Genomic DNA, 19,532 nt, shown 5'->3' with positions numbered 1-19,532 from the left:
GGAATGGAGCCCGCCCGCTCCCAGTTGCACCCTGGCAAGGACGACGAGAGGAGTACGGCGTGGCGGTCGAACTGGGACGGTACGGCGTCTGGCACGGACCTCAGCACTGGGGACCGGAGCTGGCGGCGGGTCTGGAGCGGGCCGGGTACGGAGCGTTGTGGCTGGGTGCCTCTCCGGAGGCCCACCTGCGCGAGGCCGAAGTGTTGCTCGCGTCAACGAACTCCGTTGCCGTCGGCACCAGCATCGTGAACATGTGGAAGACGCCGGCGGCCGCGGTGGCCGAGTCGTACCACCGGCTCGAGGACGAGCACCCGGGCCGGTTCCTGCTCGGCGTCGGCATCGGTCACCCGGAGCGCACCGGCGAGTACCGGTCGCCGTACGAGACGATCGTGGGCTACCTCGACGACCTCGACGATGCGAAGGTCCCGGTCGACCGGCAGGCGCTGGCCGCCCTCGGCCCGAAGGTGCTGCACGTGGCCGGCACGCGCACCGCGGGCGCGCTGCCGTACCTGACGACACCCGAGCACACTCGCGAGGCACGCCGTACGCTCGGCGGCGGCGTGCTGCTCGCACCGGAGCAGAAGGTCGTGCTGGAGACCGACCCCGAGATCGCCCGCTCGACCGGTCGCGACTACCTGGCGTCGTACCTGCAGCTCAGCAACTACGTGGCGAACCTGAAGCGGCTCGGGTTCACCGACGACGACATCGCCGACGGCGGCAGCGACGAACTGGTCGACGCGCTGGTGCTGCACGGCTCGGCAGTGGAGATCGCCGCGGGGCTGAAAGCCCACCTGGACGCGGGCGCCGACCACGTCGCCATCCAGCAGCTGGGGCGCGAGGGCATCGATCTGCTGCCCGGCTACGAAGCCCTGGCAACCGTTCTCCAGTAGGGGTTCGCGAAGCCGTCCGACGACGCGCCTGTTCGCCGGACGGCACCCCTTGACGACCGCTTCAAGCGGAGGAATATCAGCAGTAGACGCACCCTGCGTCGGGGTGCGCGCACTGGAGGTGTTCCCCATGACTGAGCGACATGAGTTGCGTTGGGGTGGCTTCGCCGGACTGGCCTTCGTCGTCCTCGCACTCCTGGGCAGGTTCCTGCCCGGCAGTCTCCCCACGGTCGACGAGTCCGAGGGCACGATCACGAGTTTCCTCAACGACACCCGGACCTCGATGCTGATCTCCGCGCTGATGTGGAGCGCCGCGGCCGGATTGATCATCTGGTTCGCCGCGGCCTTCGCCGAGGCGATCCGGGAGCGGAACGAGCGCAGTGACGTGCACCTGGCGATCCTCGCGGGCTCGGTGCTGGTCGGCGCCGCGATCTTCGTGAACGCGTGCCTGATCGCCGCGACCGCCTTCAGCATCGACGGCCGGGACGCCGCGATCACCGTCATGCTGTACCAGCTGACCGCGGTGATGACGACGATGATCGGGTTCGCCGCCGTCCTGCCGCTGGCCGCGGCCGGGATCGGTGTCCTGCGCACCCACGTGATGCCGAACTGGCTCGGGTACCTCGCCCTGGCGGCTGCCGTGGTGTCGTTCGCCGGCGCGTTCGGCGTGTTCGCCACCGACGGTTCGTTCGTGGCCGGCGGCTTCCTGATGACCGGCATCCCGTTGCTGCTGTCCGCGGTCTGGATCGCCTGCGCCGGCGGCTACATGGTCCGCGAGCACCTTCCGGAGGTGAGCACCGGCGAGTCCGTCGTACCGCAGACCTGAGGACTCACAGCCCGGATTCAGAGCCGGATTCAGAGTCCGGATTCAGAGCATGGTGAAGTCGGCGAAATCGAAGCCGGGCGACACCACGCAGGACACCAGCACCGCCTGATCCCCGGCCGGTCGCGCCGCCTGCCAGGCACCGGCCGGGATCACCACCTGGGGTTGTTGCCCCGCGCCCACATCCGGTCCGAGGGTGACCGCGTCGGCTTGTTCCGGCGTCTCGCCGTACTGCAGTGTGAGCGGCCCGCCGGAGTGCCACAGCCAGATCTCGGCTGATCGGACTCGATGCCAGCGCGATTCCTCGCCCGGTCCGAGCAGGAAGTAGATCGCGGTCGCGCTGGCCCGGACCCCGCCGTACCCCTCGGGTTCGAACTCGGCGTCCGACCGCCACGTCTCCCGGTACCACCCGCCTTCCGGATGCGGCTCCAGGTCCAGCAACTCCGCCGAGTCAGGCTTCTCCATGCGCTCATTGTCGCGTGAGCAAGGCTCGCAGGACGGCGGCGTCAGCGGCATCCAGCGAGGCGACGAAGCGTCGCAGCACCTCCGTTCGGTCTGATCCCCAGCCCAGTGCCGCATGCATCTGCTCCGCCGCGAACTCGGCTGCGTTCTTGGTCGCGCGGTAGCGAGCGCGGCAGCCGGTCGGAACCCGGGCGACCAGTCGTTTCCGGCCGAGCCGGACCAGGATGGTGTGCACGGTGTTGTAGGCCAGATCGCCGGCCATCGCGGCCTGTACCTCGACCGGAGACAGCGGTCCCTCGGCAGCCCACAACGTCGCGAGTACGGCGCTCTCGAGCTCGCCCGACCCGCGTCGCGACGAGCCGATCCGTCTGTCCACCACCTACTTCTACGCCGGTGTCCAGCGCCTTCCCTGACCCACAGGGGTGAGCGCCCGGGTGAGCCGAAGATCAACCTTGTGCGCTTGTGAATCGACCCGGAGACTCGGAGCTCCCAGCCCCGAACTCGCGAGGTGGTCCCCGATGCAAACCCTCTTGAGCGAAGTCGAAGAACGCCACGCCGCCCTGCTGAACCTGCTACGGACAGCCGCCCACCGCGGGGCGCCGGCCAAGCCCGGCGACGCACGGATGAACACCGACCGGTTCCTCGCCCAGGCCAGTCGCCACACGGCCGCGGCCACCCGGGTCCTGCTGCCGTCGGTCGTGCAGTACCTCCCCGCCGGACGGGCCGAGGTTCGCGACCACCTGCAGGCGATCCGGCGCCTCGAGCACACGCTGGTGAGGGCCAAGGCGAAGGAGTACGGCCAGGCCCAGACAGTCCACATGCCGTGGGCCTCGGTCTGGGGCGGCGTCCACAACCACCTCACCCGGACCATCGCCGCCGAGCGACGGCTCGCGGCGATGCTCGGCGAGCACCTCGACTCCGACGACGAGGCTCGCGTGCGGGAAAGGTTCACGCGAGCCGTCGTCGCCGCACCGACGCGTCCCCACCCACATCTGCCCCACACCGGCTTCCCCGGCCACGTCGCGCGGACGCTGTGCGCGAAGCTCGACGCACTCTGGGACGAGGTGGAGGGCAGGGTCACGTCGGTGGCCTACTGTGACTCGGCCGGCTCCGCGACGAAGACGCTGCTGCCGTAGATGTCGTCGGCCGTCAGCGTGACGAGATCCTCCTTGCGCAACGGCCGGCGCAGCTCGACCAGCCGCCGGGCCTGGCGGAGCCGGGACCGTTCGATCGCGTTGCGCACACTGCGCGCGTTGGAGAACCGCGGCCGCCGCATCCGCCGGGTCAGGTACTCCGAGAACGCGGCGTGCGCGGCCTCGTCGAAGCGGAAGTTCTCCGACGTCAGCATCAGGTCGGCGATCTGCACGAGCTCGGCGTGGTTGTAGTCCTCGAAGGCGATGTGGTGCGGGACCCGCGAGCTCAGGCCCGGGTTCGCCGAGAAGAACGTCGCCATCCGGTCCGGGTACCCGGCGAAGATGACGACCAGGTCGCCGCGCTCGTTCTCCATCTCGGTGAGCAGGATCTCGATCACCTCCTGCCCGTAGTCCCGTTCGTTGTCGGGCCGGAACAGGTAGTAGGCCTCGTCGATGAACAGCACCCCACCGGCCGCCCGCGCGATCGCCTCCTTGGTCTTCGGCGCGGTATGCCCGATGAACTGGCCGACCAGGTCGTCACGGGTGACCGTGTGCACCCGCGGCGCCCGGATGTACCCGAGCGCGTGCAGGATCGCGGCCATCCGGAGCGCCACCGTCGTCTTCCCGGTTCCGGGCCCGCCGGTGAAACTCATGTGCAGGGTCGGCCGGGACGACGTCAGCCCGAACTGACCACGCGCGCGGTCGACCAGGAGCAGCGAGGCGATCTCGCGCACCCGGCGCTTGACCGACGCCAGCCCGACCAGCTCCGCGTCGAGGGCGGCCAGGGTGTCCTCGACCCTGGCCACGGCCTCGTCCACCGAGAGATCGAGCTCGGCGTCGTCGGTCAGCAGCACCGGTTCCGCGACCTCCTCGGGCTCCGCCGGACGAGGTACGCCGAACCCGCTCATCTATCCGTCCCCGTAGCGGGTTCCGGCCGGGCGCGTGGTGGCGTACGGCGATACGGCATAGCGCTGGGTCCGGTCCGGGCCTTCGACCCGGGCCAGCAGGAATCCGGGTTCGTCGGCGGGCCGCTGCACCAGGAAGTGCATCGCGGTCGTCTGCCGGCCGAGGCTGGCGTCGTACGCGAGTACTCGCACGTAGTGGTTCGGGTACGTGGCGCGGCACTCGTTGATCTGGGCAAGGACCCCGTCCGGCTCGTCCAGGTCGAACAGCGGCAGCCCCCACATCTCCCAGTAGACGTTGCGCGGGTGTGGGTCGTCGGTGTATTCCACCGAGACCGGCCAGCCGTGCCGCAGGGCGTAGCGGATCTGGTCGGCGATCTCGTCGTCGGTGAGGTCGGGCAGGTAGGAGAAAGTCCCGTGACGCAGTTGCATGATCGTGCTCCTCGGGTGTCAGACGGAGGCCGTCGCGGTCGGGACGATGTCGGGGGCGTCCGTACTGGTGTAGTCGAAGGTGACGTCGCCCCAGGTGGACAGCGCGGCCTCGAGCGGAGCGCAGGACCTGGCGGCGACCCGCAGGACATCGGGTCCTTCGCGGAGCAGGTCGCGGCCCTCGTTGCGGGCCTTGACGATGGCCTCGAGCGCGACCCGGTTGGCCTCGGCTCCCGCCGCGATGCCGAACGGGTGGCCGATGGTGCCGCCGCCGAACTGCAGGATGACGTCGTCGTGGAACAGGTCGAGCAACTGGTGCATCTGGCCGGCGTGGATACCACCGGAGGCGACCGGCATCACCCCGGGCATCGAGGCCCAGTCCTGGTCGAAGAAGATCCCGTTCCCGAGGTTGGCCGGCACGTGGTCGTCCCGCAGCGTGTCGTAGAAGCCGCGGGTGGTGGCCGGGTCGCCCTCGAGCTTGCCGACGACGGTTCCGGCGTGGATGTGGTCGACCCCCATCAGCCGGCACCACTTCGCGATCACGCGGAAGCTCACGCCGTGCGTCTTCTGGCGGGTGTACGTCGAGTGACCCGCGCGGTGCAAATGCAGGAGTACGCCGTTCTGCCGGGCCCACAGCGCCATCGACTGGATCGCGGTGTAGCCGATGGTCAGGTCGATCATCACGACGACACTGCCCAGCTCCTTGGCCAGCTCGGCCCGGTTGTACATCTCCTCCATCGTCCCGGCGGTCACGTTCAGGTAGTGGCCCTTGATCTCGCCGGTCTCGGCCGTCGCCTTGTTCACGCCTTCCATCGCGTAGAGGAAGCGGTCCCGCCAGCGCATGAACGGCTGCGAGTTGATGTTCTCGTCGTCCTTGGTGAAGTCCAGGCCGCCGCGGCAGGCCTCGTAGACGACGCGGCCGTAGTTGCGGGCGGACAGGCCGAGCTTCGGCTTGATGGTTGCTCCGAGCAGCGGACGCCCGTACTTGTTGAGCATCTCGCGTTCCATCACGATGCCGTGGGCGGGACCCTGGAACGTCTTGACGTAGGCGACCGGGATGCGCAGGTCCTCCAGGCGCAGGGCCTTCAGCGGCTTGAAGCCGAACACGTTGCCGATGATCGAGGAGGTCAGGTTGGCGATCGACCCCTCCTCGAACAGGTCGATGTCGTAGGCGATGTAGGCGAAGTACTCCCCCGGCCGCCCGGGCACCGGGTCCACCTTGTAGGCCTTGGCCTGATAGTGGGTGTTCGCGGTCAGCCGGTCCGTCCAGACCACTGTCCAGGTCGCCGTCGAGGACTCGCCGGCCACGGCGGCCGCGGCCTCGATCGGCTCGACGCCGTCCTGCGGCGTGACCCGGAAGACCGCGAGGACGTCGGTCTCCTTGGGCTCGTAGTCGGGATTCCAGTACCCCATCCCGGCGTAGCTCTGCACACCCGGGTCCCAGCGCTCCTTGGGCTTGTGGCCGTTCTCGCTCGTCGTCATCGGCTGCTCCTTCCGGTTCGTCGAGTCACCAGCGTGCGCCCAGCAATGCATCAACTACAATTGAAACTTCTTCGCTGACTGTTAAGTGATAGGTGCACAATGACTGATCTGCCGGCGGCGGCGACCTGGGGACGGCTCCAGACCTTCCTGGCGGTCTACGAAGGCGGCAGCATCCGCGCGGCGGCCGAGAGTCTGCACGTCACCCCGCCGGCGGTGTCGGCGGCGATCTCGGCACTGGAGTCGGCCCTGGGCACCGCGCTGTTCAGCAAGTCCGGCCGGGGCATCGTCGCCACGGACGCCGGCGAGACCTTCGCGACGTACGTGCGCAAGCTGCTCGGGCTGCTCGCCGAGGCGGCCGGCGCCGTGCACGACGCCGATCGGGGCCGGCTGCGGATCGGCGCGGTGGCGACGGCGAGCGAGTACGTCCTGCCCCGGCTGATGGCCTCGTTCGCCGACGAGCATCCGCAGGTCGAGCTGTCGTTGTCGGTCCTCCCCCGCGACGAGCTCTTTGCCCTGGCTCGGGACCACGGGGTCGACGTCGTTCTCGCCGGCCGCCCACCACGCGGGTCAGGTCTGGTCACACGCGCCCGCCGGGCCAATCAGCTGGTCCTCGTCGGCCGGCCCGGCCGCGACGACGACCCGCTCACCGCGACCTGGTTGCTCACCGGCCAAGGGTCGGGCACGCGCGACACAACGCTGTCGTTGCTGACCCGGCTGCAGGCGGCGCCACCCCTACTCACCCTTGGGACGTCGGGGGCTGCGGTCGCGGCTGCGCGGCAGGGTCTCGGCCTGACCTTGGTCCACGAGGAGGCGGTGCTCGGTCAACTCGACGCCGGCGAGCTCGCGCGGTACGCCGTACCCGGGACTCCGGTCGATCGTCCGTGGCACCTGTGCACCACCGCGGATCCCACCGCGGCGAGCCGGCTGTTCCTGCGGCACGTCTGCGATCCGGACCGGGTTGGTACGGCGGCGTTTCACACCCGGTCTCGCCCACAGGGGTGAGTACGGCGCTGCCGAGCGCACGCATGCTCCTCTGCATGACCACGACTCTGCGTACCGACCTTCCCACCCTGGCCGAGATCGCCCGTCGGATGACCCACGCCGGTCGCGGCATCCTGGCCGCCGACGAATCCATCAAGACCATGTCGTCCCGGCTGGAACAGGAAGGCATTGCCTCGAGCCCGACCGCACGACGCGATTACCGCGAACTGCTGATCACCGCCGAAGGGCTCTCGGACTGGGTCAGCGGTGTGATCTGGTCCGACGAGACGTTCGGGCAGGATCTCAGCGACGGCCGCCCGTTCCCCCAGCCCGCGCGTGAGCTGGGCATCCTGCCGGGCATCAAGGTCGACACCGGCACGAGCAAGCTGCCGGGCGGAGGTGGCGCGTTGATCACCGAGGGCCTCGACGGCCTCGGTGACCGACTCGCGTCGTACGCCGAGCGCGGGGCCGCGTTCGCGAAGTGGCGTGCGGTGTTCGACGTCGCCACGATCACGCCGTACTCGGCTCGGGCCAACGGTCACGCACTCGCCCGGTACGCCGCTCTCTGCCAGCAGCACGGCATCGTGCCGATCGTCGAGCCGGAGGTCTTGTGCACCGGCGACCACGATCTGGGGGCATCCGCGCAGGCCTCGAGCCTGGCGCTGCGCAGCGTCTTCGACGAGCTCGTGCAAGCCGGCGTCGACCTGGCCGGCATCGTGCTCAAGCCGAACTTCGTGACTCCCGGCCTGGATGCCTCACCGGCGACCGCGGGAACCGTCGCCGCCGCCACCTTCGGCGTCCTGTCCGACTCGGTGCCCGCGGACGTGGCCGGCATCGCGTTCCTCTCCGGAGGCCAGCCGACGGCGGACGTCTGCGAGTCGCTCCGTGAGCTGCACCGCCTCGGCGAGCGCCCCTGGCCGGTCACCTTCTCCTTCGGGCGTGCCCTGGTGAGTGAGGCCCTGCACACCTGGGGTGGCGACGTCCGGAACGTGCCCAGCGCTCAGCAGGTCCTGGTGCACAACTGCCGTCGGGCCGCCCAGGCGATCCGCTGACTCAGAACGGCAGCTCCACCAACACCGTCGTACCTCGCTGGGGGACCGACTCGATCCGCAGCGAGGCTTCGATCAGGGCGCACCGTTCCGCGATCGAGCTGAGTCCGAAGTGCTGCGCACCGTCTGCATCGCCCGCACGGACGGTACGCCGTTCCGCGGGATCGAACCCTTGGCCGTCGTCGGCGCAGCCGAGCACGATCGAGTCGCCGACGCGCCGCAGCGACAGTACGACGCGGTCGGCCTCGGCGTGCTTGACCGCGTTGGCCAGCGCCTCCTGCGCGATCCGGTAGAGCGCGGCGGCGACGTGGTCGGGGATGTCGTCCAGCGCGGCGGCGGGATCGACCAGCAAGTCGATCGACGGAGCACCCTCGCCGCTGGCGGCCGTCTGGACCAGGGACTCCATCGCCGCGACCAGCCCGAGGTCGTCGAGCACGAGACTGTGCAGACCGGAGATCGCCGCCCGCGTCTGGTGGTAAGCCAGATCGGCCAGCTCCCGGGCACTCACGAGCTCTGCCCGGGCTCGCTTGAACTGGTCGTCCGCGGCCGCGTCGCGCGCCGCCAGCTCGGAGACGGTCAGGTCGGCGGCCGAGAGGTGGAAGGCCATCGACGCCAGGGCTGTCGTGACGCCGTCGTGCAGATCGAAGGCGATCCGCCGGCGCTCGGCCTCCTGCGCCGAGATCGCCTGTTTGATCAGGCGGTCGCGTTCGGTCCGGTGCCGGTTCACCGCCAGCCACAGCTGTTCGGCATCCAGGCGAAGCCCGAGCAGTGCGGCGTACGGCGCGGCGAGGGCGAGGTCCTCGGGACCGAACGGCGTCCGCGGACTGCGATGTGCGGCCAGGACCCCGACGATGCGATCTTCCAGCCCGCGCAGCGGCAAGCACATCCGGGTGACTGTCTGCCTGGGCTCGAGGCGCAGCAACTGGCGGTGCAAGGCGTTGCGCGGCGAGTCGGAAGCAAGGATGACCGGCGTGCCGTTCCGAGCCACCAACCCGGTCACCCCGAACCCCACCGGCATGGTCAATGCCGCAGTCGACGGGTGCGGCGGCCACAGATCGGCGACTGTCAGCTCCCGGCCGTCACTGGCGAGCAGCAGCACGCCATCGGCCTCGAGGATCTGTGCAAGCTCCTCTGCGGTGGGTGCGGTGCCGGTCAACGGAACAGACCCTCACGGAGTGCGACAGCGATTGCACCACTGCGGTCGGAGACGCCGAGTTTGCGATACAGGCCGCGGATATGAGTCTTCACGGTGTCCTCGCTGACGACGAGCTTGCTCGCGACGCCCTTGTTGGAGTGCCCGGAGACGAGCAGCTCCAGCACCTCCGACTCGCGTTGCGTGAGCCCGAGATGCGCACCCGGCCAGAACTCACCCGCGCTGAGCCGGGCAGCCGACAGCGCCACCCGTCCCGCGAGCGCATGGTCGATGACGGTCTCGCCGTCCCGCACCCGGCGCAGATGCGCCACCAGCTCCTGGCCGTCGATCCGCTTGAGAATGTAGCCCGAGGCACCGACTCGTAAGGCCTGGAACAGGTAGTGCTCGTCGTCGTACACCGTCAGCAGCACGACCTTGGTCTCCGGGTACTGCGAGGTGATCTGGCGGCACAGATCGAGTCCGCTCTCCTTCCCGATCCGTACGTCGCACAGCACGACGTCGGGACGTTCGTCGGCCACCAGGGTGAGTGCCGCCGCGGCCGTCGTCGCCTGCCCGGTGATCACCACCTCGCCGGCGAAATGACCGAGCATCGCGACGAGCCCGTGCAGCACCATCTCGTGATCGTCGACGAGGACGAGTCGCAGCGGGGTCGGCATAGACCAAGAATAGGCGGACGACAGCCGGAATCCTCGCGTTCACAGGGGATTTCACCCACCCGTCCACCCGGCCGGGTGAGTGCGCGACCGGCGTGACGCGGTGGGCTGGAAGTCTCCGACCAGGAAGGCCGCACCCATGTCCGAGCCCACCCCTCGCGTTCCCCCGCCGCTCATCGTTCCCTCCGTCCTGCCCGCGGACTTCGCGCGTCTCGGTGACGAGATCCGGGCGCTGTGTGACGCGGGCGTCGACCGGATCCAGTGGGACGTGATGGACGGGGTGTTCGTCCCCAACCTCACCTTCGGACCCGACGTGATCGCGGCCGCCCAGCCGCACAGCCAGGTCGCCTTCGAGGCGCATCTGATGGTCGTCGAGCCGGACGACCTGCTGCCTCGCTACGTCGAGGCGGGCTGTGAGCTGATCATCGTCCACGCCGAGGCCTGCACTCATCTCCACCGCACGCTGGGCCGGATCCGGGATCTCGGCGTACGCAGCGGGGTCGCGCTGAATCCGCACACGCCTGCCGACGTGGTGGAGCACGTACTGTCCGAGACGGACCTGGTGCTGGCGATGACGGTCAACCCCGGCTTCGGTGGTCAGGCCTACATCCCCGCGGTGGAGAAGAAGGTCGCGCGGCTGCGGCGGATGATCGACGAGGCCGGCCTGCCGATCGAGCTCGAGGTCGACGGCGGAATCACCGCCGAGACCATCACCGGCGCGGCAGCCGCGGGCGCGGACGTCTTCATCTCCGGCTCGTGGATGTACGCGCACGCCGACGGAAAGGCAGCGGCCGTCCGGCAGCTGCGCACGGCTGCGGCCAACGCCGCACGCAACGAGGAGGCTGCCTGATGACTGAACTCCTGCAGCGATCGGCAACGCCGTACGTCGAAACCGACCGGCTGGCCGTGGACACCTTGCGCTTCCTCGCCGTAGACATGGTGCAGGCGGCCAACTCGGGACATCCCGGGCTGCCGATGGGCGCCGCCCCGATGGCGTGGGCGCTCTGGAGCCGGCATCTGCGCCATGACCCCGCCGCACCGGACTGGGCGGATCGCGACCGCTTCGTGCTCTCGGCCGGACATGGCTCCGCGCTCCTCTACGGACTGCTGCACATCTTCGGCTACGACCTTCCCGAGGCCGAGCTGCGCGGCTTCCGGCAGCTCGGGTCGCGCACCCCCGGGCATCCCGAGTTCGGCCACACAGCCGGCGTCGAGTGCACGACGGGTCCGCTCGGGCAAGGGCTGGGCATGGCGGTCGGGATGGCGCTCGCGGAGCGGATGGCGCACGCGCGGTACCCGGAGATCACCGACCACCACACGTACGCGATCGTCGGCGACGGCTGTCTGATGGAAGGTGTCAGCCACGAGGCGGCCTCGCTGGCCGGGCATCTCGGCCTGGGCCGGCTGGTCGTGCTCTGGGACGACAACTCGATCACCATCGACGGCGCGGTCGGCCGGTCCTCCAGCGACGACCAGATCGCCCGCTTCGCCGCGTACGGCTGGCATACGCAGGAAGTTGCCGATGGCACCGATGTGGATGCCGTCGACGCCGCGATCGCGCGCGCCAAGGCCGACCCGCGTCCCAGCCTGATCGCTGTCCGGACCATGATCGGCCACGGCGCGCCGGGCGTCGCGGGTACGTCGAAAGCACACGGCTCCCCGCTTGGGGAGGAGCTGGCCGCGGAGGCCAAGCGGCTGGCCGGCTGGGAGCATCCGCCGTTCAGCGTGCCGGAGCCGGTGCGGGCCGCTTGCAAGGAGCTGGCTCTGTCCGGTGCGCGCGAACGCGCTGCCTGGAACGCAGCTGTCGCGGCCTTCGAGGTCGACGCCCCGCGGCGGGCAGCGGAGTTCCATCGCAGTCTCGCACGGCGACTGCCGGAGGGCCTCGGCGATGCGCTGCTCGCGGTCTCCGGCGATGCGCCTCGGGCCACCAGGCAGTCGTCCCAGGCTTGCCTCAAGGCTGCGACGGCTCTGATGCCGGAACTCGTCGGCGGATCGGCTGATCTCGAGGGTTCCACCGGGACCGCGACCGGCGGTGCTGTGGTGACGCGGGACGACTACTCAGGTTCCACGATCGCCTTTGGGATCAGGGAGTTCGGGATGGCCGCGATCATGAACGGGCTCAGCCTGCACGGCGGGTTCCGGGCGTACGGCAGCACGTTCCTGGTGTTCGCCGACTACCTGCGCCCCGCGCTCCGATTGGCCGCGCTGATGCGGCAGCCGGTCGTCTACGTACTGACGCACGACTCGATCGCGGTCGGCGAGGACGGTCCCACTCACCAGCCAGTCGAGCAGATCGAGTCCTTGCGAGTCATCCCCGGACTGCAAGTATTGCGGCCAGCCAACGACGCCGAGACGGCCGAGGCCTGGAGGCTCGCGCTGGAGCGGACCGACGGGCCGACCGCGTTGATTCTGTCCCGCCAGACCCTCCCCCAGACGGCGCCAGTCCCTGCTTCGAATGTCGCGATCGAGATCGTGGCGACCGGATCCGAGGTCGCTCTGGGTGCGGAGGTGGCGGAAGCGCTGACCTCCGACGGGTACGACGTTCGCCTGGTCTCGGCGATGGACCGGTCGACGTACGTGCCGGATCCCGCCGCGTTCACCGTCAGCCTGGAAGCCGGCAGCACCGTGGGCTGGCGCGGCCTGGTCGACCTCGCGATCGGAATCGACGAGTTCGGCACGTGCGGTCCGGGTGGCGAAGTGATGGCGCATCACGGGTTCACCGCCACGGCGGTCCTCGCCCGGATCCAAGAGCACCTGCGGTGAACCGGCTGGCCGCCGTCGTCTTCGACGTCGACGGCACGCTGGTCGACAGCGAACGCGACGGCCACCGGGTTGCCTTCAACGCCGCGTTCGAGGAGGCCGGACTGCCGGATCGCTGGGACATCACGACGTACGGCGGGCTGCTGAGGATCACGGGTGGGGCGAGGCGGCTGGCGTTCTGGTTCGAGAACGCCGGCCGCTCGTCCGGTGAAGCACGGGTCCTGGCGAAGCGGCTGCATACTCGCAAGACGGCGATCATGCGGGACTTGATCGCGGCCGGGCAGATCCAGGCCCGGCCGGGGGTTCACCGGCTGCTCGACGAGCTCGACGCGGGCGGCGTACCGATGCATGTGGCAACGACCGGGACTCGCGCCTGGGTCGAGCCGCTGCTCGACCGGGTCTTCGGGCCGCGCTTCCAGACCGTTGTCACCGGCACCGAAGTGACCGACCTCAAGCCGAGTCCCGCCGCGTACCAGGAGGTGTTGCGGCGGACCGGCTGCCCAGTCGATCGGACCGTGGCGGTGGAGGATTCGCAGAACGGCGTACGCGCGGCAGTCGCGGCCGGACTGCGGTGCGTTGCCGCCCACAACGACTACACCAAGGACGACGATCTGTCCGGCGCGGCGCTCATTGCCGACGGGCTCGACGATCCAGCTTTCGTCAGGTGGTTCCGCCAGTACCTCTGAGCACGACGAAGCCCCGCAGCGATTCCGCTGCGGGGCTTCGTCGTGGTGTTCAGACCGTCCAGGTCGCGAGCACCAGGGCCTTGTCCCGCCAGGCCTGGATGTTGGCGTCCAGCACGTCGAGCGGGTTGAACGGGGTGACACCCTTGATCAGGTCGTCCTCGCGCATCCCGTACAGCGCACCCATCGCGAACCGGCACGCGTAGACCTTCGCGCCCTCGTCGATCAGGGTCCGCAGCTGCTTGTTGTACCCGAGGTTGCCCGGGAAGCCCTCGTTGCCGACGGCCGGGTAGCCGCGCGCGGCTGAGGCCATCAGGACGCCGGGACCGTAGAGGATGAAGGTGAGGTCGAACCCCTTCCGCTGCAGCCGGGTGGCCGTGAGCATGTTGACCAGGCCGACGGAGCCCTCGAAGGGGACCGTGTGCATGAAGACATACGCTTTGTCGCCTTCGTTGGCCTGGTAGTCGGGGAAGACCTTCTCCTCGACGTTGAACAGGATGTCGCCCTCTTGGGGCGGCTCGATGGTGACCGTCTTCGGCATGATGCTGACTCCTTCGAGGTGTTGACGGTACGGAGCTGGTGGGATGACCTGCGCCCGGTCGGGAACAGGGGTTCAGTGGTCGCCGGGCGGGAGGTACTCCGGCTTCGGCCAGCCCATCCGGTGACTGCCGGGCATCGCCTGCATCACGGCCCGGCGCAGGCCCCAGGGGAGAAACCGGTAGACGGGCGCGAAGATCTGGCGCCACCAGCGGTCCTCCAGGCCGTGCGGCCTGGCCGGCGGGTTGGCGTCGTACTTGGCGGCGATGCGGCGTTGCGCATCACGCAGCAGGGCGTGCTCGGAGTTCGAGCGAAGCCAGCGGAAGAAGGGCATCCGGGCCCCTCAGAGTTTCGCGACGAGGGCTTGGGCCGCCATCGCGATGGGCTCGTTCAGGGCGCCGATGGCAGGTGAGTAGACGTTCTCCATCGTGGCCAGCGTGTCGATGGTGACGCCGGTCCGGGCGACGATGCCGAGGAAGTCCGCGCGTTCCTTGATCCCCTCGCCACCGATCATCTGGGCGCCGATCAGCCGCCGGGTCTTGGGGTCCGCGAGCAGCTTGACCTTGATCGGCTTGACCCCCGGGTAGTAGCGCGCCCGGGTGATGCCGTCGGCGACCCCGGTCACGAACGGCAGGCCGAGCGCGGTGGCCAGGGTCTCGCCGAACGAGACACCGCCGATCATCCACTGCCCGGCGAGCATGCCCCACGGCACGTACACCGGGTTGTGCAGGCGGTTGCCGCCGGCCGCGTTGATGCCGGCGGTCTTGCCCTGCGCGTAGGCGTGGCTCCCCGACAATCCCTGCAGCGGAACGTTCGAGACACCGTGCGGGATCTCGGCGCAGTCACCCGCGGCGTAGACGTTCGGGTCGGAGGTGCGCATGTGCGGGTCGACCGCGATGCCACCGGTGCTGCCCAGCTTGATGCCGGCGGATCCCGCCAGACCGGTGTTGGCCACCTTGTGGCTACCGATCACGGCCAGTTGGGCCTCGACGTCGCCGAAGGTCGTGCTCACGTGGGTGAGCGTGCTGGTGCCCCGGAAGGCGGTCACGTGCTCACCGAACTTGAGCGTGACGCCCGAGTCCTCCCAGTCCTTGCGGACCGGTTCGACGATGTCGGGGTCGATCACGTCGGCCATCGGCCACGGGCCGGGATCGACCAGCGTGACCTTGATCCCGCGGTGCTGCAGGGCCGAGACCATCTCCATCGCGATCGGGCCGGACTCCACCACCACGGCCGACTCGACCGAGTCCAGGTACTTGTCCCACTCCATCGCGGCGCGGATGTTCTTGACGTGGTAGATGCCGCCGAGCTCCGCGCCGGGGATGTTCGGGGTGTCGTAGTTCCAGCCGGTCGCGAGCACGAGCTTGTCGTAGCCCACCTCGCCCTCGCCGCCGACCTTGATGGTCCGCGACCGCGGGTCGATGCTCTCGACGGTGGTCTCGTAGTGCACGTCGATGCCCTGGGCAACGTACTGTTCCTTGGTCGCGAGGAACAGCTTCTCGAACGACTCGATCTCCTTGCCGTGCACGAAGGGGATCCCGCACGGGCTGTACGCCACGTCCTCGTACTCGGTGTACACGACGGTCTGCACCGCTGGGTCCTGGCCCTTGGCGGCGCCGGCCACCCCCAACCCGGCGGCACCGCCGCCGATCACAACGATCTTCACGAGAACTCACTTCCGTCAGTAGGGACAGCGGTGGAACACACCGCCTGGGTGGTCAGCCGGAGGCCGGAGCGCAGGGTGTTGGTCACGTAGCAGACCCGTTCGGCCGCCTCGACCAGTCGCTCGAGCTCGGCCTCGGGTGCACCGATCCGGGCCTCGACGTGGACGGCGCCGAACTGCAACCCGTCGTACTCGCCGGTGACGCGGACGGACAGCTCGGTGAGGTCGATCGAGCGCTTCCGGGCCGCGTGGCTGATCGCCAGCGTGTAGCAGGAGGCGACGGAGGCGAGGAACAGGTCGGTCGGCTGCGGCCCGAGGTCGGTTCCGCCGACTTCCTCGGGCTCGTCGACCTCGATCGTGAAGGACCCGGCCGCGACGGAGCAGTGGTAGCCGCCGTGCCAGACACCTTCGACGGTGCGGCCGGCTACCACCTGACCGTCAGTGCGTGTTGTCGCCATGGTCCTCGTCGCGATGGTCATGACCGGCAGGGCGGTGGCAAAGCACGTCTGCGCGAACATCGATGTCGTCCACCGACACCACACCGCGCTCGGTCAGCAGCGCTTCGAGCGCGCCGAGCCACCGGTCGTAGTAGCTGTACTCCCCCGGTTCGTCCGCCCGCCGGGACACCTCGGCGATCAGGCCGGCCTGGAAGTCCTTCCAGGAGAACAGCCCCTGGTCGGCCAGGGCGGCGGCGATCCCGAAGGCCCGGCTCTCCCACGGCTGCTCGAAGACGAGCTCGCCGTTCGAGCGAGGAATCCCGACGACGGTGTTCTCGAGCGTTTCCGTCATGCCGCCACCTCGACCTTGGCGACGCCGACCATGGCGTCGCGCGTCACCAGAGCGGCGAGCTCTTCCTCGGAGAGGCCTTCGGTGTTCTCCGGGCGCCGCGGGAGTACGAAGTACCGGTTCTCGGCGCTGGAGTCCCACACCCTGATGCCGACGTCGTCGGGAAGGTCCAGACCCATCTCCGCGAGCAGCGCCCGCGGATCCCGGACCGCCCGGGACCGGTAGGCCGGATCCTTGTACCAGTTCGGCGGCAGCCCGAGGACCGGCCACGGGTAGCAGGAGCAGAGCGTGCAGACGACGAGGTTGTGCACCTCATCGGTGTTCTCCACGACCACGATGTGCTCACCCTGGGGACCGCCGAAGCCCAGTTCCTTGATGGCGCCGGTGCCGTCCTGGAGCAGCCGCTCGCGGTACTCCGGGTCGACCCAGGCCTTGGCCACCACCTTGGCGCCGTTCAGCGGACCGACGTCGTTGACGTAGCGATTGATGAAGCCGTCGAGCACCTCGGTCTTCACCAGACCGCGCTCGGTGAGCAGTTCCTCGAGCGCCTCGGCGCGCAGCGCGGCCGGTGGCCGGTCGACGGAACGGGGATCGGAACTCACTGGCTCTCCTCCAGGTAAGTCTCGAAGAGATCGATGAACAGGGTCGAGCGCTCGCAGTCCGGCCCCCACAGCTCGGTCGAATCGAAGCGCACGGTGTAGACGTGCTGGGCGTCCTCGCCGGTGAAGTGGGCCGTGCTGTCCGGCAGCACCGCGGCGGGCCGTCGGGCCTCGACGACTCCGGTGCGGCCACGCACGTACGCCGGCATCCGGGTGTGGCCGGACTTGTACAACTCACGGACCCGGACCCGCTGACCGGCTTCGAAGGCCGGCTTGTCGTCGATCTGCCGCAGCGACCCGGGGCCACCGCGTTCGTACGACGGCTTGTGCACCTCGACGTCGGCCGGCTCGGTCACGTCCTGGCCGGCCAGCCGACGCGCACGGGCCTCGACGGCTCCCGGCGCGAGCACGCCACTGTCGACCAGCAGCAGCTCGGCGGCGGCCAGCCAGCGCCCGTAGTACCCATCGGCGAGGTAGTCCACCGGGTGCAGGCGCTCGAGCGCGTGCCGGAACGCGTCCAGGTTGGTCCCGGACGCTCCCATCGAGGCAAGACCGAGCGCGAAGGTCCGGGCGTGCCAGTCCTCTTCGAAGACCGGCTCGTCGGGATCGATCGCGACCGTACCCCAGCCATGGGTGCCACCCATGTCGTGAATGCCGTCCACCAGCAACTCCTCGGGTCCGGGGGGATGACGGGAAATCTCTTATCCGATAAACTCGTACACTATGGGCGACACGAGCATCCGTCAACCATTGGATATACTGCGTCTACTAAACGCCGATGCGACTCGGCGGCGAACGAAGGAGCCCCGGGTGACACCTGCATCCCCACGATCCGCACGGATCCGCGACGACGCGCCGGCGCCGCACGGCCGAACACTGTCGGAGTCCGACGTCTCCGCGGTCGTCTCCGGCATCGGCCCGCGGCTGCGCGTCCTGCGCGGCCGCCTCGGGCTCTCGCTGCAGCAGCTGGCCGAGCGGTCCGACGTCTCACCGGCGGCGATCCACAAGGTAGAGCAGGGCACGATGGTCCCGACCATCACCACGCTGCTCAAGCTCGCGGCGGCCTTCCAGGTCCCGGTCGCGCACTTCATCGACGAGACCGACGCCCCGGCCACGCCGGTGAGCTTCACGCCGCGCAACCAGCGGCGGGTCCGTACGTCACCTGGCGGCGACGTTGTTACCGGCTCGATCTCCGCGGAGTCGGGACCGTTCGAGCTGACCGCCAGCGTCACCGAGATCGGCGCGGGCGCGGAGTCGACCGACGAGGACCGGCGCCCGGCCGGCGAGGCGTTGGTCCACGTCCAGTCCGGGCAGCTGGAGCTGACGGTGGCCGAGCAGACCTACCGTCTCGGCGCGGGCGACTCCCTGCACTTCCGCACGGAGGAGAAGCACTCGTGGCGTAACCCCTCGGCGCGAGTCACGAAGGTCATCTGGGTGTCCCTCCCGGAACGCCGCGGCTGACTACCGCACCAGGATGGATCTGGGCGTGCCGCTGGCGGTGGCGGGGCGTCTGACGTTGGTGCGCAGCGTGACCATCTCGACCAGGTCGAGCAACCGGTTCGCGTAGCCCCACTCGTTGTCGTACCAGCCGAAGACGCGGACGGCGTTGCCGTGCGACTCGATGTCCTGCAGCGACACCACGCAGGACCGCGGGTCGCCGATCACGTCACTCGAGACCATCGGCATGTCGCTCACGCCGACGATGCCGGACCAGCGCTCGGACAATGAGGCCTGGATGAACGCATCCCGCACCTCCTCGGTCGTGGCGCGGCCGCGGAGCATGCCGACAACGTTGCTGAGCGAGCCGTCCGGCACGGGGACGCGTACCGCGACGCTGTGCACGCGGTCCTTCAATTGCGGCAGGACCCGGGCGAGCGCGGTGTCGGCACCGGTTCCGGTCGGGATGATGTTCTGACCCGCGGCCCGGGACCGGCGCAGGTCGTGGTGCGGCAGGTCGAGCAGTTGCTGGTCGTTGGTGTAGGCGTGGACCGTGTCGACCCAGCCACCTTCGACACCGAAGGCCTCGTCGAGGATCGCGAAGATCGGCGCGACGCAGTTGGTCGTGCACGAAGCGTTCGAGATGATCCGGTGCGCGTTCGGGTCCAGGCTCGCCTCGTTGACCCCGAGGCAGATCGTCGCCTCGGCGGAGTCGGTCGGGGTGGAGATGATCACCCGTTTCGCGCCGGCCCGCAGATGCCCGCCGGCTCGGTCTCTGCTGGTGAAGTGCCCGCTGCACTCGGCGACCACATCGACGCCCAGCGACGACCAGGGCAGGTTCCCCGCATGGTTCGCGCGCTGCACCTTGATCCGCCGGTCGCCCACGATCAGCTCGTCGTCGTCGCCGACTGCCACCGGTACCCCGAGGCGGCCATGCACCGTGTCGTGCTGGAGCAGGTAGGCCAGCGTCGCCGCCGGGGTCAGGTCATGGACGGCGACGACGTCGACGAACGAGTCGCGGGCGATGACCGCCCGCAGCAGCGCACGTCCGATCCGGCCGAGGCCGTTGATCGCGATCCGGGGTACCTCGGTCATCGGGGGCTCCTCGCGCCG

General features: G+C 69.5%; 24 protein-coding genes. 9 read left to right on the top strand and 15 right to left on the bottom strand.

What is annotated here, in order from left to right; genetic code table 11:
- Nucleotides 1-59: 59 nt before the first annotated feature.
- Nucleotides 60-890, top strand: a complete 831-nt coding sequence (locus ACZ3HV_RS36900) for an LLM class F420-dependent oxidoreductase (RefSeq protein WP_465691429.1) — start codon at nucleotides 60-62, stop codon at nucleotides 888-890.
- A gap of 127 nt (nucleotides 891-1,017) precedes the next feature.
- Nucleotides 1,018-1,713 carry a hypothetical protein gene (locus ACZ3HV_RS36895; protein ID WP_360368323.1) on the top strand — a complete coding sequence of 232 codons (696 nt, stop codon included), beginning with the start codon at nucleotides 1,018-1,020 and terminating at the stop codon, nucleotides 1,711-1,713.
- Between the two features lie 42 nt (nucleotides 1,714-1,755).
- Here the strand turns inward: ACZ3HV_RS36895 and ACZ3HV_RS36890 are convergent, their stop codons facing one another.
- Entirely contained in the window at nucleotides 1,756-2,175 is a 420-nt protein-coding gene (locus ACZ3HV_RS36890) for a cupin domain-containing protein (protein ID WP_465691427.1), read from the bottom strand.
- 4 nt (nucleotides 2,176-2,179) lie between these two features.
- Nucleotides 2,180-2,548: a BlaI/MecI/CopY family transcriptional regulator gene (locus ACZ3HV_RS36885; RefSeq protein ID WP_360368317.1), complete on the bottom strand. Its 369-nt coding sequence runs from the start codon at nucleotides 2,546-2,548 to the stop codon at nucleotides 2,180-2,182.
- A 142-nt stretch (nucleotides 2,549-2,690) separates the two neighbouring features.
- Between ACZ3HV_RS36885 and ACZ3HV_RS36880 the strand changes: the two genes are divergently transcribed.
- Entirely contained in the window at nucleotides 2,691-3,308 is a 618-nt protein-coding gene (locus ACZ3HV_RS36880; RefSeq protein WP_465691425.1) for a hypothetical protein, read from the top strand.
- Here the strand turns inward: ACZ3HV_RS36880 and ACZ3HV_RS36875 are convergent.
- Genes ACZ3HV_RS36875 through ACZ3HV_RS36865 form a run of 3 tightly spaced genes read right to left on the bottom strand, consistent with a single transcriptional unit; the run spans nucleotide 3,263 to nucleotide 6,118 of the window.
- The gene (locus ACZ3HV_RS36875; RefSeq protein ID WP_465691423.1) at nucleotides 3,263-4,213 is read right to left on the bottom strand and encodes an AAA family ATPase; all 951 of its coding nucleotides are present in this window, start codon (nucleotides 4,211-4,213) and stop codon (nucleotides 3,263-3,265) included. The two genes, ACZ3HV_RS36880 and ACZ3HV_RS36875, sit on opposite strands and share 46 nt — an antisense overlap.
- Complete coding sequence (locus ACZ3HV_RS36870) at nucleotides 4,214-4,639, bottom strand: ribulose bisphosphate carboxylase small subunit (protein ID WP_465691421.1); 426 nt, start codon at nucleotides 4,637-4,639, stop codon at nucleotides 4,214-4,216. It abuts the gene before it with no gap.
- An 18-nt stretch (nucleotides 4,640-4,657) separates the two neighbouring features.
- Nucleotides 4,658-6,118, bottom strand: coding sequence for a form I ribulose bisphosphate carboxylase large subunit (locus ACZ3HV_RS36865; protein ID WP_465691420.1), 1,461 nt, complete (start codon nucleotides 6,116-6,118; stop codon nucleotides 4,658-4,660).
- A gap of 99 nt (nucleotides 6,119-6,217) precedes the next feature.
- Between ACZ3HV_RS36865 and ACZ3HV_RS36860 the strand changes: the two genes are divergently transcribed.
- Together ACZ3HV_RS36860 and ACZ3HV_RS36855 are read left to right on the top strand one after the other, a co-directional pair.
- A complete protein-coding gene (locus ACZ3HV_RS36860; protein WP_465691419.1) occupies nucleotides 6,218-7,120 on the top strand; it encodes a LysR family transcriptional regulator in 903 nt (300 codons plus the stop codon).
- 35 nt (nucleotides 7,121-7,155) lie between these two features.
- Entirely contained in the window at nucleotides 7,156-8,151 is a 996-nt protein-coding gene (locus tag ACZ3HV_RS36855; protein WP_465691418.1) for a class I fructose-bisphosphate aldolase, read from the top strand.
- A 1-nt stretch (nucleotide 8,152) separates the two neighbouring features.
- On the opposite strand, the gene ACZ3HV_RS36850 is transcribed toward ACZ3HV_RS36855, so the two are convergent.
- Together ACZ3HV_RS36850 and ACZ3HV_RS36845 are read right to left on the bottom strand one after the other, a co-directional pair.
- Nucleotides 8,153-9,304 (bottom strand): GAF domain-containing sensor histidine kinase, encoded by a 1,152-nt coding sequence (locus tag ACZ3HV_RS36850; protein WP_465691417.1) that lies wholly within the window; start codon nucleotides 9,302-9,304, stop codon nucleotides 8,153-8,155.
- Nucleotides 9,301-9,957 carry a response regulator gene (locus ACZ3HV_RS36845; protein WP_465691415.1) on the bottom strand — a complete coding sequence of 219 codons (657 nt, stop codon included), beginning with the start codon at nucleotides 9,955-9,957 and terminating at the stop codon, nucleotides 9,301-9,303. The genes ACZ3HV_RS36850 and ACZ3HV_RS36845 overlap by 4 nt, the downstream gene beginning before the upstream one ends.
- 136 nt (nucleotides 9,958-10,093) lie before the next feature.
- Here ACZ3HV_RS36845 and rpe point away from each other — a divergent pair, with 136 nt between their 5' ends.
- From rpe to ACZ3HV_RS36830, 3 genes are read left to right on the top strand one after another with little or no spacing between them, the layout of a single operon-like run.
- Complete coding sequence (gene rpe, locus ACZ3HV_RS36840) at nucleotides 10,094-10,804, top strand: ribulose-phosphate 3-epimerase (RefSeq protein ID WP_465691413.1); 711 nt, start codon at nucleotides 10,094-10,096, stop codon at nucleotides 10,802-10,804.
- Entirely contained in the window at nucleotides 10,804-12,717 is a 1,914-nt protein-coding gene (gene tkt, locus ACZ3HV_RS36835) for a transketolase (protein ID WP_465691411.1), read from the top strand. Before rpe ends, tkt begins: the two co-directional genes overlap by 1 nt.
- Nucleotides 12,714-13,400 (top strand): HAD family hydrolase, encoded by a 687-nt coding sequence (locus ACZ3HV_RS36830; RefSeq protein WP_360368285.1) that lies wholly within the window; start codon nucleotides 12,714-12,716, stop codon nucleotides 13,398-13,400. The genes tkt and ACZ3HV_RS36830 overlap by 4 nt, the downstream gene beginning before the upstream one ends.
- 49 nt (nucleotides 13,401-13,449) lie before the next feature.
- On the opposite strand, the gene ACZ3HV_RS36825 is transcribed toward ACZ3HV_RS36830, so the two are convergent.
- The 7 genes from ACZ3HV_RS36825 to nthB form a co-directional block, all read right to left on the bottom strand.
- On the bottom strand, nucleotides 13,450-13,938 hold the full coding sequence (locus ACZ3HV_RS36825) for an MSMEG_0572/Sll0783 family nitrogen starvation response protein (RefSeq protein ID WP_360368282.1): 489 nt from the start codon (nucleotides 13,936-13,938) through the stop codon (nucleotides 13,450-13,452).
- Nucleotides 13,939-14,010: 72 nt separating this feature from the next.
- Entirely contained in the window at nucleotides 14,011-14,268 is a 258-nt protein-coding gene (locus ACZ3HV_RS36820) for a hypothetical protein (protein ID WP_360368280.1), read from the bottom strand.
- A 9-nt stretch (nucleotides 14,269-14,277) separates the two neighbouring features.
- Entirely contained in the window at nucleotides 14,278-15,600 is a 1,323-nt protein-coding gene (locus ACZ3HV_RS36815) for an FAD-dependent oxidoreductase (RefSeq protein ID WP_465691408.1), read from the bottom strand.
- A complete protein-coding gene (locus tag ACZ3HV_RS36810) occupies nucleotides 15,597-16,055 on the bottom strand; it encodes an OsmC family protein (RefSeq protein ID WP_360368274.1) in 459 nt (152 codons plus the stop codon). Before ACZ3HV_RS36810 ends, ACZ3HV_RS36815 begins: the two co-directional genes overlap by 4 nt.
- Entirely contained in the window at nucleotides 16,036-16,386 is a 351-nt protein-coding gene (locus tag ACZ3HV_RS36805) for a nitrile hydratase accessory protein (protein WP_465691406.1), read from the bottom strand. Before ACZ3HV_RS36805 ends, ACZ3HV_RS36810 begins: the two co-directional genes overlap by 20 nt.
- A complete protein-coding gene (gene nthA / locus ACZ3HV_RS36800; protein ID WP_465691404.1) occupies nucleotides 16,383-16,985 on the bottom strand; it encodes a nitrile hydratase subunit alpha in 603 nt (200 codons plus the stop codon). The genes ACZ3HV_RS36805 and nthA overlap by 4 nt, the downstream gene beginning before the upstream one ends.
- Complete coding sequence (gene nthB / locus ACZ3HV_RS36795) at nucleotides 16,982-17,644, bottom strand: nitrile hydratase subunit beta (RefSeq protein WP_465691402.1); 663 nt, start codon at nucleotides 17,642-17,644, stop codon at nucleotides 16,982-16,984. The genes nthA and nthB overlap by 4 nt, the downstream gene beginning before the upstream one ends.
- Nucleotides 17,645-17,792: 148 nt before the next feature.
- Here nthB and ACZ3HV_RS36790 point away from each other — a divergent pair, with 148 nt between their 5' ends.
- Nucleotides 17,793-18,443, top strand: coding sequence for a helix-turn-helix domain-containing protein (locus tag ACZ3HV_RS36790; protein WP_465691401.1), 651 nt, complete (start codon nucleotides 17,793-17,795; stop codon nucleotides 18,441-18,443).
- On the opposite strand, the gene ACZ3HV_RS36785 is transcribed toward ACZ3HV_RS36790, so the two are convergent.
- Nucleotides 18,444-19,514, bottom strand: a complete 1,071-nt coding sequence (locus ACZ3HV_RS36785; RefSeq protein ID WP_465691400.1) for a type I glyceraldehyde-3-phosphate dehydrogenase — start codon at nucleotides 19,512-19,514, stop codon at nucleotides 18,444-18,446.
- Nucleotides 19,515-19,532: the final 18 nt, after the last annotated feature.

The organism is Kribbella sp. NPDC020701 (assembly GCF_055562215.1).
The sequence above is the reverse complement of the archived record's forward strand: the minus strand, read 5'-3'. Positions and strand labels throughout refer to the sequence as shown.